15 protein-coding genes are annotated in these 17,049 nt (G+C 73.4%); 14 read left to right on the top strand and 1 reads right to left on the bottom strand.

The window, feature by feature from the left end; genetic code table 11:
- Nucleotides 1-29 precede the first annotated feature (29 nt).
- The 8 genes from lanKC (at nt 30) to helR (ending at nt 10,769) form a co-directional block, all read left to right on the top strand.
- Nucleotides 30-2,906: a class III lanthionine synthetase LanKC gene (lanKC, locus tag BTM25_RS21155; RefSeq protein ID WP_103564539.1), complete on the top strand. Its 2,877-nt coding sequence runs from the start codon at nt 30-32 to the stop codon at nt 2,904-2,906.
- Complete coding sequence (locus BTM25_RS21150; protein ID WP_205648171.1) at nt 2,903-3,031, top strand: SapB/AmfS family lanthipeptide; 129 nt, start codon at nt 2,903-2,905, stop codon at nt 3,029-3,031. The genes lanKC and BTM25_RS21150 overlap by 4 nt, the downstream gene beginning before the upstream one ends.
- Nucleotides 3,032-3,205: 174 nt before the next feature.
- Entirely contained in the window at nt 3,206-4,330 is a 1,125-nt protein-coding gene (locus tag BTM25_RS21145; RefSeq protein WP_103564537.1) for an LCP family protein, read from the top strand.
- Nucleotides 4,331-4,397: 67 nt separating this feature from the next.
- Entirely contained in the window at nt 4,398-5,318 is a 921-nt protein-coding gene (locus BTM25_RS21140; RefSeq protein ID WP_235828515.1) for a proline dehydrogenase family protein, read from the top strand.
- A 62-nt stretch (nt 5,319-5,380) separates the two neighbouring features.
- The gene (gene proC / locus BTM25_RS21135; RefSeq protein WP_103564535.1) at nt 5,381-6,175 is read left to right on the top strand and encodes a pyrroline-5-carboxylate reductase; all 795 of its coding nucleotides are present in this window, start codon (nt 5,381-5,383) and stop codon (nt 6,173-6,175) included.
- A 130-nt stretch (nt 6,176-6,305) separates the two neighbouring features.
- Nucleotides 6,306-7,232 (top strand): lipase family alpha/beta hydrolase, encoded by a 927-nt coding sequence (locus BTM25_RS21130; RefSeq protein WP_103564534.1) that lies wholly within the window; start codon nt 6,306-6,308, stop codon nt 7,230-7,232.
- Between the two features lie 187 nt (nt 7,233-7,419).
- Nucleotides 7,420-8,637, top strand: a complete 1,218-nt coding sequence (locus BTM25_RS21125) for a glycosyltransferase (protein WP_235828514.1) — start codon at nt 7,420-7,422, stop codon at nt 8,635-8,637.
- Nucleotides 8,634-10,769: an RNA polymerase recycling motor ATPase HelR gene (gene helR, locus BTM25_RS21120; protein ID WP_103564533.1), complete on the top strand. Its 2,136-nt coding sequence runs from the start codon at nt 8,634-8,636 to the stop codon at nt 10,767-10,769. The genes BTM25_RS21125 and helR overlap by 4 nt, the downstream gene beginning before the upstream one ends.
- A 77-nt stretch (nt 10,770-10,846) precedes the next feature.
- On the opposite strand, the gene BTM25_RS21115 is transcribed toward helR, so the two are convergent.
- Nucleotides 10,847-11,908, bottom strand: a complete 1,062-nt coding sequence (locus BTM25_RS21115; RefSeq protein ID WP_103564532.1) for an alpha/beta hydrolase — start codon at nt 11,906-11,908, stop codon at nt 10,847-10,849.
- 183 nt (nt 11,909-12,091) lie between these two features.
- Between BTM25_RS21115 and BTM25_RS21110 the strand changes: the two genes are divergently transcribed.
- The 6 genes from BTM25_RS21110 to BTM25_RS21085 all read left to right on the top strand — a co-directional run bounded on the left by BTM25_RS21110 (nt 12,092) and on the right by BTM25_RS21085 (nt 17,046).
- Nucleotides 12,092-13,303, top strand: a complete 1,212-nt coding sequence (locus BTM25_RS21110; protein WP_103564787.1) for an acetoin utilization protein AcuC — start codon at nt 12,092-12,094, stop codon at nt 13,301-13,303.
- The gene (locus BTM25_RS21105) at nt 13,304-14,125 is read left to right on the top strand and encodes a phosphatase (protein WP_103564531.1); all 822 of its coding nucleotides are present in this window, start codon (nt 13,304-13,306) and stop codon (nt 14,123-14,125) included.
- Between the two features lie 335 nt (nt 14,126-14,460).
- Complete coding sequence (locus tag BTM25_RS21100) at nt 14,461-14,664, top strand: helix-turn-helix domain-containing protein (protein ID WP_026341537.1); 204 nt, start codon at nt 14,461-14,463, stop codon at nt 14,662-14,664.
- Nucleotides 14,665-14,981: 317 nt separating this feature from the next.
- A complete protein-coding gene (locus tag BTM25_RS21095; protein ID WP_018654693.1) occupies nt 14,982-15,080 on the top strand; it encodes a 30S ribosomal protein bS22 in 99 nt (32 codons plus the stop codon).
- A 17-nt stretch (nt 15,081-15,097) separates the two neighbouring features.
- Nucleotides 15,098-16,135 carry an NAD-dependent epimerase/dehydratase family protein gene (locus BTM25_RS21090; protein WP_103564530.1) on the top strand — a complete coding sequence of 346 codons (1,038 nt, stop codon included), beginning with the start codon at nt 15,098-15,100 and terminating at the stop codon, nt 16,133-16,135.
- Nucleotides 16,135-17,046 carry a lysophospholipid acyltransferase family protein gene (locus BTM25_RS21085; protein WP_103564529.1) on the top strand — a complete coding sequence of 304 codons (912 nt, stop codon included), beginning with the start codon at nt 16,135-16,137 and terminating at the stop codon, nt 17,044-17,046. Before BTM25_RS21090 ends, BTM25_RS21085 begins: the two co-directional genes overlap by 1 nt.
- Nucleotides 17,047-17,049: the final 3 nt, after the last annotated feature.

Genomic DNA, 17,049 nt, shown 5'->3' with positions numbered 1-17,049 from the left:
GCGTCAGTCGGAAACTTCTGGGGGCGGATGTGGACAAGAGATATGAGGTCTTCTGTCTGGCAGATCCGCTCTTCTACGACTCGGTGGACCGGCGAGAGGCCACGGCGGGCGAGGAGGCGGTGTTCGACACCGCCCGGCGGCCCGTCCCGGACGGCTGGCGCGAGCGCCGCTCGTCCGGCTGGCGCAACTTATGGCCGGACGGCGTCGCGTTACCCGAGGCCGGGTGGAAGATCCACATTTCCGCCTGCCTGGCCAATGCCGACCGCATCGCCGCCGTGACCTGGGACTACTGCGTCCCGCGCGGCCTGCCGTTCAAATTCGTGGAGAGCCGCACCGCGCTCTTCCTGCGCAACTCCAAATACGCCGACCGCGCGTCCAGCGGAAAGTTCGCCACGCTCTACCCGCGTGACGAGGACGAGCTGCACCGCGTCCTGCACGACCTCGATGCCGAGCTGGCGGGCGAGGCCGGGCCGCGCATCCTCAGCGACCTGCGCTGGGCCCGTGGCCCGCTGCACGTCCGGTACGGGGCGTTCGCCGAGCGCTACTGCCTGGACGCCTCCGGTGAACGGGTCCTCGCGCTGCCCGACGACCAGGGCCGGCTCGTCCCCGACCCGCGCACGCCGGCCTTCCGCGTCCCGCCGTGGGTGACGCTGCCGGGCTTCCTCGCCGCGCAGCGCGCCGCCGACCCCAAGCCCCCGCACTGGCACTACGCCGTCGAGAAGGCGCTGCACTTCTCCAACGGCGGCGGCGTCTACGTCGGGCGCGACACCCGGACCGGCGAGCGCGTCGTGCTCAAGGAGGCCCGCCCGTACGCGGGTCTGGCCGCCGACGGCAGCGACGCCGTCGCCCGGCTGGAACGCGAACGCGACGCGCTGGAACGTTTGGACGGCCTCGGCGTCGCCCCGCGCGTCCGCGACTGGATCCTCTGGGGCGACCACCGCTTCCTCGTGATGGACTTCGTCACCGGGGACGCGCTCAACACGCTCTACGCCCGGCGGCACCCCCTCATGGGGCCCGACCCGAAGCCCGAGGACGTCGCCGGGTACACCGCGTGGGCGCTGGACGTCCACGCGGCCACCGCCGCCGCCGTCGCGGCCGTCCACGAGCGCGGCGTCGTGTTCAACGACCTGCACCCGTTCAACATCATGGTCCGGCCGGACGGCTCGGTCGCCCTCATCGACTTCGAGGCCGCCACCTCGGCCGACGCGCCGCGCGCCGCGCGCACCGTCGCCAACCCCGGCTACGTCGCCCCCGCCGACCGCACCGGCCCGGACGTGGACCGTTACGCCCTCGCCTGCCTCGCGCTCGCGCTGTTCCTGCCGATCACGACCGTGCTCAGCCTGGACCGGCGCAAGGCGGGCGGGCTCGCCGACGCGATCGCCGCGCAGTTCCCCGACGTCCCGGCCGCCTACCTGGACGCCGCCGTCGCCGAGATCCACCGCGGCCTCCCCGACGTCCCGGACGTCCCGCCCGGCACCGCCTTACCGGAACCCCCCGGCACCCGCGCGTCCGCCGCGACCCCGCCCGGCGCGGCCACGTCCGGCACGGCCCGGCCCGCCGCGGCCACGTCCGGCGCGGTCACGGCCGGCGCGGCTCCGTCCGGCGCGGTCGCGTCCGGCGCGGGGTTGCCCGGCGGGGTGTTACCCGGGGGCTCGTTACCCGGCGGGTCGTCCGGGATCCGGACCTCGCCCCCCTCTGACCCCTCCTCCGCAACGTCCCGTCCGGCCCGCTCGCGCTGGGACGGTGACCAGGCCCTCTACGACGGCGAGCGCGCGACCCGGACGCTCGGCGCCGCGATCCGCGCGGCGGCCACCCCCGGCCGCGACGACCGGCTCGTCCCCGGCGACATCGCCCAGTTCTCCCCCGGCGGCGGCCTCGGCCTCGCCCACGGCGCGGCGGGCGTCCTCTACGCGCTCCACGCCACCGGCCACGACCGGTGGGACGACGGCGAGCGCTGGCTCCTCGACCGCGCCACCGCCCCGCCGCGCGGCACCGCCGCCGGACTCTACGACGGACTCGCCGGCGTCGCCCACGTCCTCGACCTGCTCGGCCACCGGCAGACCGCCGTGGACGTCATGGCGATGATCCTGCGGGAACGCTGGCTCGACCTCGGCCCGAGCCTGCACGACGGGCTCGCCGGCCTGGGGCTCGTCCTTGACCACCTCGGCGCGGCCACCGGCGACCCCGCGTTCGCGGACGCGGCCCTCGCGGCGGCGCAACGCGTCGCGGACCGGCTCGCCACGCCGCTCGCCGACGCCGGGCTGCTGCGCGGCGCGACCGGCCCGGCCCTGCTCGCCATCCGGCTGTACGAGCGCACCGGCGACCCCGCCCTGCTCGACCTGGCCGAACGCGCGCTGCGCCTCGACCTGGAACGGTGCGTCACCGACGACGGCGGCACGCTGCTCGTCAAGGAGCCCCACCGCACGATGCCGTACGTCGGCGCGGGCAGCGTCGGGATCGCGATGGTCCTGGACGACTACCTCGTCCACCGGCCCGACCCCGTGCTCGCCGCCGCCCGCGACGCCGCGCACGGCGCCGCCACCTCCCGCTTCTACGCCCAGCCCGGCCTGCTGCGCGGACGGGCCGGGATGCTCCTGCACCTGGCGCGGACGGCGTCCCCCGCCGTCCGGCCCGGTGATCTCGCGACCCAGATCGACGCCCTGACCTGGCACGCGCTGCCCTACGCCGGGCACGTCGCCTTCCCCGGCGAGCAACTGCTGCGGCTGTCGATGGACCTCGCCACCGGCACCGCCGGCTGCCTGCTCGCCCTCCACGCGGCGCACCACGGGACGGCCCACCTGCCGTTCCTTCCGCCGCTCGCCGCCCCCCGCCGTACCGACGTCCCGTCACCCGACCGGGTGCCGGGGGGAGCCCGCTTCGGCGGGCACGACCGAAAAGAAGGATGAACATGGAGAACAACGGCCTGCTCGAGCTCCAGACCGCCGAAGTCGAGAACTACGGCGGCGGCGAGGTCAGCTACGTGAGCCTGCTGCTCTGCTTCAGCTACGCGAGCGTGCTGCTCTGCCTCTGACGGAGATCGGCACGGGGAGCCGTCCCGTTCCCCGCCACCCCTGAAGCCTGAGACGTCGGAGCCGCGCCGCCTGTGCGGCTCCGGCGTCTCACGCTGTCCGGGACCGGGACGTCCCACGTCAGATCGGGTCGACCGCCGGATCTGTCGCCCTTCGTACTGATAATCTCCCGCGCCATGACCACACCTCCGGCGCCCGGCTCCGAGCCCGTCCCGTCCGAGGGGGCGCAGGAGGGGCTGGACGCCGTCCTGCCCGGCGGCGACCCCGGCGACGACGACGCCCCGCGTCCGCGCAAGCGGCGCTGGCCCCGCGTCCTCATCGGCGTCGGGGTGTTCCTCGTGCTCGTCGTGCTCGGCCTCGCCGGGCTGGTGTGGCAGCGCGAGAGCGCCTACAACGGCAACATCGACCGGCTGCACGGCGTCATGCCGAACGACGCGAACCGTCCGGGCCCGAGCGCGGTCGGCACCGAGAACTGGCTGCTCGTCGGGTCCGACACGCGCGCCAAGGCCGGGACGACCGGCACCGGCGGAACCGTCTGGAAGACCGGGCAGCAGCGCTCGGACACGATCATGCTGCTGCACCTGCCCGCCGACCGGAAGAAGGCCTACGTCGTCTCATTCCCGCGCGACTCGTGGGTGGACGTCCCCGGCTACGGCGAGCAGAAGATCAACGCGGCGTTCTCCTACGGCGGGCCGCCGCTGCTCATCGAGACCGTCGAGCACCTGACCGGCGTCCGCGTCGACCACTTCGGCGCGATCGACTTCAACGGCTTCAAGTCGATGACGGACGCGCTCGGCGGCGTCACCGTCACCGTGAAGAACGACGTCTACGACCCGAAGCGGCACGTCGAGTGGTCCGCCGGGAAGCACAAGCTGGACGGCGAGCAGGCGCTGACGTTCGTCCGGCAGCGCTACAACCTCCCGAACGGCGACTTCGACCGGATCAAGCGCCAGCAGGCGTTCCTCGGCGCGCTCGCCAAGAAGGCCGCCGACGGCGGGACGATCACCAACCCGCTCAAGCTCGACCGCTTCCTGTCGGCGTTCACCAAGTCGATCAGCGTGGACGACAAGGTCGGGGCGGGCAAGCTCCGGTCCCTGGCGCTGAGCCTGCGCGGGATCCGGGCGTCGGACATCACGTTCATGACCGTCCCGAACAAGGGCAGCGCGTCGCGCGGCAGGCAGAGCGTGGTGCTGCTCGACCGCAAGCGGTCCGGGGCGCTGTTCACCGCGATCAAGACGGCGGACATGGCGAACTACGTCCGGACGTACGGCGGCGGGAACAGGGTCGGCACGGTTTCGTGATCTCTGGCTCCGTCCGGGTATGCCGGGGGAGAAGGCCGGACGGGTCCGGCCGACAGGGGGAGGGGCCGTGCTCCGTCAGGCATTGCAGGCCGTCTCGACCAGCCCCAGGGCGCAGGCGCTGGTCGAGCGGGCACCGCTGACACGTGACGTCGTCCACCGGTTCATCGCGGGGGAGACGATGGACGAGGCGCTGGACGTGACCGAGGGGATCGTCGGCAGCGGCCGGCTCGTAAGCCTGGACGTCCTCGGCGAGGACGTCCGCGACACCGCGCAGGCCGCGCGCACCGTCGCCTACTACGAGAACCTGCTCGGCCGGCTCGCCGAGGCCAAACTCGCCGACCGCGCCGAGGTGTCGCTGAAGCTCACCGCCGTCGGGCAGGCGCTCGACCCGGACACGGCGCTGGAGAACGCGCGGCGCGTCTGCGCGGCGGCCCACGAGGCGGGCACGTCCGTGACGATCGACATGGAGGACCACACGACCGTCGAGTCCACGCTGGACTCGGTGCGCGAGCTGCGCCGCGACTTCCCCGACACGGGGCTCGTCGTCCAGGCGTACCTGCGCCGGGCGGAGGAGTTCTCCGCCGAGATGGCCTACGCGGGGTCGCGGGTGCGGCTGTGCAAGGGCGCGTACGGGGCGCCGGAGTCGGTGGCGTTCACGCGCCGCGACGACGTCGACAAGTCCTACGTCCGGTGCCTGAAGGCGCTGATGGCCGGGCAGGGCTACCCGATGGTCGCCACGCACGACCCCCGGCTGGTCGACATCGCGGGGGCGCTGGCCGTGCTGAACGAGCGCGGGCCGGACACCTTCGAGTACCAGATGCTCTACGGGATCCGTCCGCAGGAGCAGGCGCGGATCGCCGAGACGGGCGCCCGGATGCGCGTCTACGTCGCCTACGGCACCGAGTGGTACGGCTACTTCCTGCGGCGGCTCGCGGAACGCCCGGCGAACCTGGCGTTCTTCGTCCGGTCGGTGGTGACGCGCGACTGACCGCGCCGGGGGAGGGCCCTAGGCTGGACGGGTCCGTGAACCCCCACGTCAAGGTGTGTCGAATGATCGCGATTCTCGGTGCCGGGAAGATGGGCGAGGCGCTGCTGTCGGGCGTCCTGCGGGCCGGGCGGGGGCCGGACGAGATCGTCGTGACGGCGCGGCGCCCCGAGCGGGCCGCGCTGCTGCGCGAGCGGCACGGCGTCCGGACGGCCGGGAACGCCGACGCGGCCCGGGAGGCGGGCACGCTCGTCCTCGCCGTGAAGCCGCAGGACATGGGCGCGCTGCTGGCCGAGATCGGCCCGCACGTCGCGCCCGGCACGCTGGTGATCTCGATGGCGGCGGGCATCACGTGCGCGTTCATCGAGGAGCGGCTGGCCGACGGCGTTCCGGTCGTCCGCGTCATGTCGAACACGCCGGTGCTGGTGGACGAGGCGATGAGCGTCCTGTCCGCCGGCTCGCACGCCGGCGAGGACCACCTGAAGCTGGCCGAGGAACTGCTGAGCCCGGTCGGCAAGGTCGTCCGGATCCCCGAGTCGTTGCAGGACGCGGCGACCGCCCTCTCCGGCAGCGCCCCCGCCTACTTCTACTTTCTGGTCGAGGCGATGGTGGACGCGGGCATCCTGCTCGGCATGCCCCGCGCCGCCGCGCTGGAGATGGTGATCCAGTCGGCGGTGGGCGCGGCGACGATGCTCCGCGACACGGGCGAGCACCCGGTCCTGCTCCGCGAGGCCGTGACGTCCCCGGGCGGGACGACGATCGCCGCGATCCGCGAACTGGAGCGCCACGGCGTCCGCGCGGCCGTCATCGAGGCCCTGGAGGCCGCCCGCGACCGGGCCCGGGCGTTGGCCGCCGGTTGACCTGCGCACCCAGGGGTGTTTTTGGGCGGACGGTTTATCAGCAGCGTGCGTAGCTCGGGCTGAGGGGCGCTGGTTCTATTCCCCTTGCCTGTGGCACTGGTCACAGGTGAGAAAGAGGAGCCCCCACCCCATGTTCGGTTCAGCTCGGAGAATCTGGCGCCGCGCGGTCTTCGCGCCCGCCGTCGCCGCCGTCGCGGCCCTGTCGCTCCCCGCCGCGGCCCAGGCCGACACCGCCCTGCCGGTGAAGTACAGCTCGCTGGACGCGCTGCCGGGTGTGTTCTCCTCGGCGCCCCCGCCGGGCGCGAACGACTTCTCGTGCAAGCCGTCCGCCGCGCACCCGCGCCCGGTCGTCCTGGTCGAGGGGACGAGCGCCACGATGGCGCTGAACTTCAACGCGATGTCCCCGCTGCTGAAGAACAACGGGTACTGCGTCTTCGCCCTGAACTACGGCAAGTACGGCGCGCTGACCGCGGTCGGCGACATCCCGACGTCCGCCGGGGAACTCGCCGTGTTCGTGGACAAGGTGCTGGCCGCGACCGGTGCCGACAAGGTCGACCTCGTCGGGCACTCGCAGGGCGGCGGCATCACGCCGCGCTACTACCTCAAGTTCAACGGCGGCGCCGCGAAGGTGGCCTCGCTCGTCGGGCTGGCGCCGAGCAACCACGGCGCGAGCGTCAGCGGCTTCGCGGACCTGCTGAAGATCTTCCCGTTCCTCCAGGTGCCGCTGGACGCGCTGGGCGGCCCGGCGTGGGTGCAGCAGGCCCCCGGCTCGGCCGTCCTCACCAAGCTCAACGCGGGCGGCGACACGATGCCGGGCGTCAAGTACACCGTCATCGCGTCCAAGTACGACGAGGTCGTGACGCCGTACGAGTCGGCGTTCCTGACCGGCCCGGACGTCACGAACATCACCGTCCAGAACGTCTGCGACCAGGACTACACCGAGCACCTGGCGATCGCGTTCGACCACGTCGCGCTGCGGCTCATGCTCAACGCGCTCGACCCGGCGCACGAGGTCAAGCCGACGTGCAGCCAGGTTCTCCCGCTGATCGGCGGCTGATTCCGGTAGAGACCAGGCCCCGCCCGCTCCCCCGGGCGGGGCCTTCGCCGTGCCCGGGGCATGAAAAAAGGGAGCTTCCGCTCCCCTCCAGTCTCAATTTATAGCGCACAGGGGGGCTTGCGGCAAGACCCCCTCCGTGCTTCACAATCGTCCGCCGGAGGCTCACTGCCTGCGGAAACGGGGGACGATGGTGCGAGTGCTGCTGCTGACGTACGGGTCGCGCGGCGATCTGGAGCCGATGGCCGCGCTGGCCGTCCGGCTGCGGGACCTCGGCGTGGAGGCGCGGGTGTGCGCGCCGCCGGACGAGGAGTTCGCGGACCTGCTCGCGGCGGACGGGATCACGATGGTCCCGTTCGGCCAGTCGTTGCGCGCATGGGTCGGCGGGGACCGGCCGCCCACGGCCGACGACGCGTTCGAGCGCGCGGCCGGCTGGGTCGCCGACCATTTCGGTCCGGTCGCCGAAGCGGCCGAGGGCTGCTCCGCGCTGGTCGCGACGGGCCTGGTCCCGGCGGGGGCACGGTCGGTGGCGGAGAAACTGGGCATTCCGTACGCCTACGCGTGCTTCCAGCCGGTCACGCTGCCGTCGCCGCACCACCCGGCGTCGCAGCGTCCGCCGAAGCCGTTCCCGCCGGACGTGACGGACAACCGGGAGCTGTGGCGCCTGGACGCCGAGAACGTCGACGCCCTGTTCCGCGCCCCGCTCAACCGGCACCGCGCGGCCGTGGGGCTGCCGCCGGTGGACGCCGTCCGCGACCACGTCTTCACGGACCGGCCGTGGCTGGCGGCCGACCCGCTTCTCGCGCCGTGGCGGGAGCCGGCGGACGTCGACGTCGTCCAGACCGGCGCGTGGATCCGGCCGGACGACCGTCCGCTCCCGCCCGAGCTGGAGGCGTTCCTTGCCGCCGGCCCGCCCCCGGTCTACGTCGGGTTCGGCAGCATGCCGATGCACGGCGCGCGGGACGTCGCCCGGACGGCCGTCGCGGCGGCGCGCGCCGTGGGCCGCCGCGCGATCATCGCCCGGGGCTGGGCGGGCCTGACCCCGGACGACGCGGCGGACTGCCTCGCGATCGGCGAAGTCAACCAGCAGAAATTGTTCGGACGGGTCGCGGCGGTCGTCCACCACGGCGGCGCGGGCACGACGACGGCCGCCGCCCGCGCGGGCGCGCCCCAGGTCGTCGTGCCGCAGGTCGTGGACCAGCCGTACTGGGGCGGCCGGGTCGCCGAACTCGGCATCGGAGCGCTCCACGACGCGCCGGACCTGACGCCGGCGTCCCTGGCGTCCGCGCTCGCCACCGCGCTCGCGGCCCAGGGCCGGGCGAGCGAGGTGGCCCCGGCCATCCGCACCGACGGCGCGGCCGTCGCCGCCAAGCTCCTGCTCGACGCGATCACCTCGGAGACGAAATGAACACCCGCGCGTTCGCGCTGCCCGACCGGCTGTCGGCCAAGGCCGACCCGAAGTTGATCGCCGCCGACGAGCGGCACTTCGCCGCCATCGCCGACACGCTGGCGGAGCAGATCGCCGACCTGTCCGCCCGCCTGGACGCCGAGCGCAAGGCGACCGGCGGCAAGGGTCAGCGGGCGCTGGAACGGGACCTCGAAGTCCACCGGCTGACGGCCCGGCTGCGCACGCTGCGCCGGTTCGGGCTGGACCTGTGCCTCGGCCACATGGTCGGCGCGGACGATTCCGAGCCCGTCTACGTCGGACGTCTCGGACTCACCGACGCCGCTGGCCGCCGTCTGCTGCTCGACTGGCGGTCCCCGGCGGCCGAGCCGTTCTTCGGCGCGACCCACGCCAACCCGATGGGCCTCGCGAGCCGCCGCCGCTACCGCTGGACCGACGGCCGCGTCACCGACTACTGGGACGAGGTCTTCACCGCCGACGGCTTCGAGGACCACGCCGCGCTGGACGACCAGTCCGCGTTCATCGCCAGCCTCGGCGGCACCCGCTCGCCCCGGATGCGCGACGTCCTCGGCACGATCCAGGCCGACCAGGACGCCATCATCCGCGCGGGCTCGCGGGGCGCGCTCGTCGTGGACGGCGGCCCCGGCACCGGCAAGACCGTCGTCGCCCTGCACCGGACCGCGTACCTGCTCTACTCCGACCCCCGGCTCGGGCACCGGCGCGGCGGCGTGCTGTTCGTCGGCCCGCACCAGCCGTACCTGGCCTACGTCTCCGACGTCCTGCCGAGCCTCGGCGAGGAGGGCGTCCAGACCTGCACGCTGCGCGACCTCGTCCCGGAGGGCGCGACGGCGGCGGACGAGAAGGACCCCGAGGCGGCGCGGCTGAAGGCGTCCGCCGGGATGGTGCGGGCGGTGGAGAAGGCCGTCCGGTTCTACGAGCGTCCGCCCGCCGAGAGCATGAAGGTCACCACCGACTGGTCCGAGGTCCGCGTGACGCAAGGCGACTGGGCGGAGGCGTTCGCGGCGGCCGGCTCGTCCGTTCCGCACAACGAGGCGCTCGACCTGATCTGGGACGAGCTGATCGACATCCTGATCGACAAGCACGACGAAGAGGCCCCGCGCGACCTGATCCGCGCGTCCCTGGACCGGGACCGCGAGCTGCGCACGGCCCTCAACCGCGCCTGGCCGGTGATCGAACCGGACGATCTCGTCGGCGACCTGTGGACGGTGCCCGCCTACCTGCGCCTGTGCGCGCCCTGGCTGGACCCGGAGGAGATCAGCACGTTGCAGCGCGCCGACCCGCACGCCTGGACGACCGCGGACCTGCCGATCCTCGACGCGGCCCGGCAGCGCCTCGGCGACCCGAAGGCGTCCCGGCGCCGCCGCGAGCGCCAGGCGTCGGCCGCCGAGGAACGCGCCTACCGCGCCCAGGTCGCCGCCGACCTGCTCGAAGCCGACGACGACGGCGAGGGCGCGGTCACGATGCTGCGCGGCGAGGACCTCCAAGAGAACCTGATGGACAAGACCGAACCGGCGGGCACCGAACGGGACCCGCTCGCCGGCCCGTTCGCGCACATCGTCGTGGACGAGGCGCAGGAGCTGACCGACGCCGAATGGCAGATGCTGCTCCAGCGGTGCCCGTCCCGGAGCTTCACGATCGTCGGCGACCGCGCCCAGGCCCGGCACGGCTTCACCGAGTCCTGGCGGGAACGCCTCGCGCGCGTCGGCTTCGACCGCATCGAGGAGTCCTCCCTGACGATCAACTACCGGACGCCCGAAGAGATCATGTCGGCCGCCGAACCCGTCATCCGCGCGGCGCTCCCGGACGCCAACGTCCCGACGTCCATCCGCTCCGGCGGCCGTCCCGTCACCCACGGCACCCTGTCCGACCTGGAAGGACTCCTGGACACCTGGCTCGCCGACCACGCCGAGGGCGTCGCCTGCGTCATCGGCGACCCGACGTTCCCCGAACGCCCCCGCGTCCGCTCCCTGACACCGGAACTCTCCAAGGGCCTCGAATTCGACCTGGTCGTCCTCATCGACCCCGAAACCTTCGGCGAAGGCATCGAAGGAGCGGTGGACCGCTACGTGGCGATGACCCGAGCCACCCAGCAGCTCGTCATCCTGACCCGCTGACCGGGATGGCGAGGCGTCCCCGCGGGGGGCCGGCGCAGGGGGGTCGCGGAGCCGCGCGGGGACGCCTCAGGTCCGGGTCAGGCGACGGCGGTCGTCTTCTTCTTCGGGCGGGGCGGGGCGGCGGTGACCTCGCGGACGAAGCGCGCCGTCTCGCGCATCGCCGTGCTGGCCTCCCGGGTCACGCGGTTGAGCATCTGGAAGACGTGCATCTGGCCGTTCCAGACCTGGAGGTCGCAGCGTCCGCCGGCGCGGGTGATCGCGGCGGCGAGCGCCTCGGCCTCGGGACGCAGCACCTCGGCGCCGCCCACCTGGATCAGCACCGGCGGGGCGCCGGTCCAGGGGGCGGCGAGCAGGGCCAGGCGCGGGTCGTCGAAGCCGGCGGACCCCACGACGAGACGCGCCACGCGGCGGGCCGCCGTCGCGCTGATGTAGGGGTCGCGCGCGTCGAGCTGCGCGCGCACCGACAGCTCGCAGCTCAGGTCGACCCAGGGGGAGAACAGGACGGTCCCGGCGGGGTTCGGCAGGCCGGTCCGGACGATCTCGGCGGTCAGCGCGGCGGCCAGGTGCCCGCCCGCCGAGTCCCCGGCGATGACGATCCCGGACGGGGGAACGCCCCGGTCCAGCAGCCACCGGTACGCGGCGACGGCGTCCTCCAGCGGCGCGGGGAACGGGTGCTCGGGCGCGAGGCGGTAGCGGGGGACGAGCACGGGCAGCCCGGTGTCGTGTGCGAGCCGCGCGGTGATGGGCCGGTGCGTGCGCGGGGAGCACACCACGTACCCGCCGCCGTGCAGGTAGAGGATCGCGCCGCGCGCCGGGCCGTCCGGCGCGGACCGCGCGACCACCCACTCGCCTTCCAGCGGCGCGCCGCCGCTCTCCACGCCCGGGTCCCGCACCGGGCGCACCCGGACGCGGGCGTCGCCGGGCAGCAGCAGCGCCGCCGCCTCCACGGTGGAGCGCGCGGTGCGCAGACTTCCGGCGTGGCCCGGGACGCGGTGCATCACCGGGTAGACGCCGAAGCGCAGCGCGCGGTGGATGAGGCGGCTGCGCCGGGTCGGACGGCGTTCGTGGGGGGCTGGCTTCGCCGCGCGGGTCGTCGGCAGCGGAGTCACCCCGGTGGAACGCCCGGTTCGCGTATCCATCGGCCTTCCTCGGGGGTGGATTTCGGTCGTAACCGTTTCCTTCCCGTTTCCGTCCGGTGGCTCACGTCACATCTTTGTCACCCATGTCCTCCGTTTAACGATCTTCCCGGTGTGTCCGCCGAGGTCAGGGGGGTGACCCACCTCACCTGACCGCCCGGTCGGGACGGGCGCTACCGTGTGGTCATGAGCAGCCTGCCGCCCGAGCCGTCCACCGAGGGGTGCGGGCTGCGGGTCCTCTGGGACGACCGGCTCACGTCCTACGACTTCGGCCCCGGGCACCCCATGAACCCCGTCCGGGTGGAGCTGACGGTCGCGCTGGCCCGCGCGCTCGGCGTCCTGGACGGCCCGGACGTCACCGTGACGGGCTTCGACGCGGCCGACGACGCGCTGCTGCGGCTCGTCCACGAAGAGGCCTACATCGCCGCCGTCCGGCACGCGGGCGCGACCGGGCTCGCCGAAGAGCGGTACGGGATCGGCACCGAGGACAACCCGGTGTTCCTCGGGATGCACGAGGCGTCCGCGCTGGTCGCGGGCGCGTCGGTGGCGGCGGCCCGCGCGGTCTGGACGGGCGAGGCCCGGCACGCCGTGAACGTTTCCGGCGGCCTTCACCACGCACTCGCCGGATCCGCCAGCGGGTTCTGCGTCTACAACGACCCGGCCATCGCCATAGCTTGGCTGCTGGAGAACGGGGCCGAGCGCGTCGCGTACGTGGACATCGACGTCCACCACGGCGACGGTGTGCAGGACGCGTTCTACAACGACCCCCGCGTCCTCACCATCAGCCTCCACGAGTCACCGCGCTCCCTGTTCCCGGGCACCGGCTTTCCCACCGAGACGGGCGGACCGGACGCGATCGGCTCGGCCGTCAACATCGCGCTGCCGCCGGGCACCTCCGACGGTCCGTGGCTGCGGGCGTTCGACGCGGTCGTCCCGCAGGCGCTGCGCGCGTTCCGTCCGCAGGTCCTGGTGACCCAGCACGGCGCGGACGCGCACGCCCTCGACCCGCTCGCGCACCTGCTCCTCACCGTGGACGGCCAGCGCACCGCCCACGCCGCGCTGCACCGCCTCGCGCACGAGGTCGCGGACGGGCGCTGGATCGCGACCGGCGGCGGCGGATACGAGCTGGTGCAGGTGGTGCCGCGGGCGTGGACGCACCTGCTCGCCGAGGCGTCCGGCCGTCCCGTCGCGCCGGGGACGCAGACCCCCGACGACTGGCGCGAGCTGGTCCGGGCCCGCACCGACGAGATCGCGCCCCGCCGCATGACCGACGGCCGGACGGTGGAGTTCCGCCCGTTCGATTCCGGCTACGACCCGGCCAACCCGGTGGACCAGGCGATCGTCGCGACGCGCCGCGCCGTCTTCCCGGACCTGGGCCTCGACCCCCTGGAGATCTGAATGGCCCCCGACCGCGCGGAGCTGCGCGCCCACCTGGTCGCGACGATGATCGCGGGCGACGTCGCGACGCCGCGGCAGAACAACCTGCTGCACTACCGCCGCCTCGCGAACGGCGACCCGTACTACCAGCTCGGCCTGAAGTTCGACCGGACGTGGACCGAACGCGACGTCCTGGACGTCATGGTCGAGCGCTGCGGCGTCGTCGCGGACCCGCTGCACCTGTACGGCGACGACACGATCGACCCCGAGATCACCATCGACGCGCTGGAGGCGATGGGCGACCGCATCGGCGCCGCCGCGCGGCGGCGCGAGACCGTCCTGCTCGCGACCGGGCACCCCGCGACGCTGACGCCGGTGTACGAGGAGGTCGCGCGGTTCCTGGCCGACGCGGGGTGCCGCGTGCTGCGGCCCGCCGAGGGCTGGACGTACGACGTGCAGGACTGGCGGGGCGCCTGGACGCCGCGCCGGCTCGTCTACGCGCTCGCCGGGGTCGCGATGGTCGTGGACGAGCGGGGCGCCGTCCAGCACTCGCACGACCCGGACGCGATGGAAGCGATGCTCGCCGAGCTGTCCGCGGACGGGCTTTCGGGCCCAAACGGAAGCGGTTGGCCGGATCTGGCCATCGCCGACCACGGTTTCGCGGGCGCCGCCGGACAGGCCGGGATCGACACCGTCGGGTTCGCGGACTGTAACGACCCGGCGCTGTTCACCGGCGCGGCCGAGGGCAAGATCGACGTCGTCGTTCCGCTGGACGACGGCGTATCCCCGCAGCACTACGAGCCGATGACCGCGTATCTGCTGGAGCGCGCGGCCCGCGCCTGACGCGCGCCCCTCACCTCGCGGAGGGCGTTTCATCACCGTCCGTGACGAGATCACCCGGCCGATGCGCTCGCCCCGGATGAGAGCGCCTGTGCATGATGGAAGCCCAGGTCATCGACGGTTCGGATGGCGCGGCCGGGAGATGAGTGACGCTCCGTCACGTCCCTGCCGTGCGGCGGCGCAAGGGCATTGTGACCGATTCGCCAGGTCCGGAGACGGAAATGGGTGGAACTCCCCTCTTGCGACTGTCGATGCACGATTTACGCTGAGGGAGTACACGTGCGTGATCAAAGTCACCCGGAGGGCCGGTGCGCGGCACGTGTGGAAGAGGGCGTCCGATGAGCTCAGGCGAGCGGCCTCTGAGTGAGGTCAGGTTCCTGACCGTCGCCGAAGTGGCGGCGGTGATGCGGGTGTCCAAGATGACCGTCTACCGACTCGTCCACTCCGGCGAACTGCCCGCGATCCGTGTGGGCCGTTCGTTCCGGGTCCCCGAACAGGCCGTCCACGAGTACCTGCGCGACGCGTACATCGAGGCGGGCTGACGGACGGCACGGGCGTTCGACGGCGGCACCGCAGGACGGACAACGCGGCGACGACGAAACACGACGGACGCGGAACAGGCCCGGCGGCGCGCCCGCCGGACCGGTTCCGCCCCCGGGCCCCCCGGGCGGAACGCGGGCCGGTACCACCCTGACCGACCGGCGTCCGCGCGACGGGCGGGACGTCGCGAAACACCGGCGTCCTGACTCGTGCCGTGTCAGCGGTACGCTTGTGGTTCGGACTATGGCGCCGGGGTTTCGGCCTCTGCCGCCGCATGCCCGTTGTTCGTTTCTCACCCCGATTTGCCGAGCGAGGTCTCGTGGGCTCTGTCATCAAGAAGCGTCGTAAGCGGATGGCGAAGAAGAAGCACCGCAAGCTGCTGAAGAAGACGCGCATTCAGCGTCGCAACAAGAAGTAGCAGGCCCGCAAGGCGTAATGCCGCGAAGGGGGCGCACGGTGACGGCCAGGCCCTCCGCCCGTGTCGTCCTCGTCACGGGCGTCGCACGTTCGCTCGGCGCACGGGTCGCGACCGCGCTCCAGGCCGATCCGGAGATCGAGCGGGTCATCGGCGTGGACACCGTCGCGCCGCCGGTGACGCTCGGCCGCACCGAGTTCGTGCGCGTCGACCTGCGCACCCCGGCGATCGCCGGGATCATCGCGGCGGCGCGGGTGGACACCGTCGTCCACCTGAACCTCGTGACCGCGCCGTCCGGTCCGCGCGCGACGATCAAGGAACTGAACGTCATCGGGACGATGCAGCTCCTCGCGGCGTGCCAGCGCGCGGAGTCGACGCGTCGGCTCGTCGTGCGGTCGTCGGCGGCGGTGTACGGGTCCTCGCCGCGCGACCCGGCCGTGTTCGCCGAGGACGACGAGCCCGCACGCCCGCCCCGGCACGGGTTCGCCAAGGACGCCGCCGAGATCGAGGGCTATGTGCGGGGGCTCCAGCGCCGCCGGTCGGACCTGTCGGTCAGCGTGCTGCGGTTCGCCAACTTCCTCGGCCCCGGGGTGGACTCGCCGTTCACCCGCTACCTCGCGCTGCCGGTCGTCCCGACCGTGCTCGGGTTCGATCCCCGCCTCCAGTTCCTCCATGAGGACGACGGCGTCGAAGTGCTGCGCCGGATGGCCGTCGAGGACCATCCCGGCTGCTACAACGTCGCGGGCGACGGCGTTCTGCTGCTGTCGCAGGCGCTGCGCCGCGCGCACCGGCCGACGGTTCCGATGCCCGCCCCGTCGATCTCGGTCCTCGGGGACATGGGACGGCGTTTTGGGGGTATGTCGGGGTTCTCGCCCGAACTGCTGCGCTGGCTCACCTACGGCCGGGTCATGGACACGTCCCGGCTGGCGGACGAGTTGGCATGGCGGCCCGAGTACACCACCGAGGCCGCCCTCGCCGACTTCGCCGCCGCGCGACCGCCGGGCGGGACCGCACCGCTGGACCTGTTCGACCGGCTGACGGCGACGCTCGGCCGCTGATGAGGGGGCCCATGCACGCCCACCGGCACGAACGGGACGCGGTCGCGCCCGTCATCCCGCTGCACGGCGCCGGCGTCCCGGCCGCCGGCAACCCCGTCGGGCGGACGGTCGCGTTCCTGCGCCGCCGCCTCGCCGGGGCCTACGACGTGGACGAGTTCGGCTTCGACCCCGACCTCAACGAGTCCGTCCTGCTCCCCATCGCCCGCGCCCTGTACGAGCGCTGGTTCCGCATCGAGGTCGAGGGCCTGGAGAACCTGCCCGAGAAGGGCAGGGCGCTGCTGGTCGCCAACCACTCCGGGACGCTCCCGCTGGACGCGCTGATGCTGACCGTCGCCGTCCACGACCGCGCGGACCGGCCGCTGCGGCTGCTCGGCGCGGACCTCGTCTACCAGGTGCCCGTCCTCGGCCATCTGGCGCGCAAGGCGGGCCACACGCTCGCGAACCCCGGCGACGCGCGGCGCCTGCTCGCCAAGGACGAGCTGGTCGGCGTGTTCCCCGAGGGCTTCAAGGGCATCGGCAAGCCGTTCGCCGAGCGGTACCGGCTGCAACGGTTCGGGCGCGGCGGGTTCGTCCGGACGGCGCTGGAGGCGGGCGCGCCGATCGTCCCGGTCGCGATCGTCGGCGCCGAGGAGATCTACCCCAAGATCGCGGACCTGCGTCCGCTGGCGCGGCTGCTCGGCCTGCCCTACTTCCCGGTGACGCCGACGTTCCCGCTGCTCGGGCTCGGCGGGCTCGTGCCGCTGCCGTCCCGGTGGCTGATCGAGATCGGCAAGCCGGTGCCGCTGGAGGAGTACGGCCCGGACGCCGCCGACGACCCGATGACCGTCTTCGAGCTGACCGACCACGTCCGCGAGGTCGTCCAGCAGATGGTGTACGACGCGCTGATGCGGCGCGGCCCGGCGTTCCGGTAGGGG

The organism is Actinomadura rubteroloni (assembly GCF_002911665.1).
In the GTDB taxonomy this organism is placed as follows: domain Bacteria; phylum Actinomycetota; class Actinomycetes; order Streptosporangiales; family Streptosporangiaceae; genus Spirillospora; species Spirillospora rubteroloni.
The sequence above is the reverse complement of the archived record's forward strand: the minus strand, read 5'-3'. Positions and strand labels throughout refer to the sequence as shown.